1 protein-coding gene and 1 pseudogene are annotated in these 773 nt (G+C 42.6%); one reads left to right on the top strand and one right to left on the bottom strand.

Features of this window, described 5'->3' with window-relative positions:
- Positions 1-38 precede the first annotated feature (38 nt).
- The gene (locus tag R7Z50_RS26740; RefSeq protein ID WP_020839828.1) at positions 39-419 is read right to left on the bottom strand and encodes a cystatin family protein; all 381 of its coding nucleotides are present in this window, start codon (positions 417-419) and stop codon (positions 39-41) included.
- Between the two features lie 251 nt (positions 420-670).
- Between R7Z50_RS26740 and R7Z50_RS26735 the strand changes: the two are divergent.
- Positions 671-773 (top strand): annotated as a pseudogene (locus R7Z50_RS26735) (acyltransferase); the annotation flags it as partial.

The raw sequence follows: 773 nt of genomic DNA, 5'->3' as shown, positions 1-773 counted from the left end.
AATGGCTCCAATCGGGAGCTATTTTTTATGTCTGCATATTATGAGCAGAAGCGTCCAAGTTTTGCAGGTTGCGTCATCTTGATTTCGTCGTCTAACGAGCGGTAGACAATCGTATTCCAGATTTCGCCATTATCCATTTCAAATTCAATCGCGTAATTCATGCCGCTTACCACCTGAGTGCGAACACTGAGGATTTGCTTTAACTTAGCGGAAGTGTTCATTTGCGCGAGTACCACATCAAGCAATGGTTGCGCTTCATCGGTCATGTCACTTTGTGACCATCCGCCGGGCAGTTTTTCTAAGTTACAGATTGGGTTCGCTTCCGGTTGCGATTGGGCTGGTGCCTCGGTCTCTTCCTTTTGATTACATCCAGCTAAAGCCACCACACATACGAGTGACGCCAATAATGTTTTCTTCATAACAAGACCTTTCTTTGTAATGTGCTCAGTATCCTAGGGGCTTCTGTGAATTATATCTGTTTCATATTCGAGAAAGTGTTGGTCACATATCGCTTTGTTTCAATTGATTCTGTTCAGCAGTATTTATCGGTTAAATACAATTAACAGGTCATTGTTGGGTTAAAAATAAGCAAAAACAGATTGTTAACTATTTAATTGAGTGAAAATTGCCCTATGCTATAAACGATAAGCGATCCAAGGTAGGAAAGGATATGAGAGAAAGGGTTCTGTTTTTTGATTTATTGCGCTGCGTCGCCGCAGTGGCCGTGATCGCTATTCATGTCTTGGCGCCTTATCGAAACGAGTTGGGCGTGA

This window comes from Vibrio sp. 1249-1 (assembly GCF_033340495.1).
This window is presented reverse-complemented; position numbering and strand designations above follow the sequence as displayed.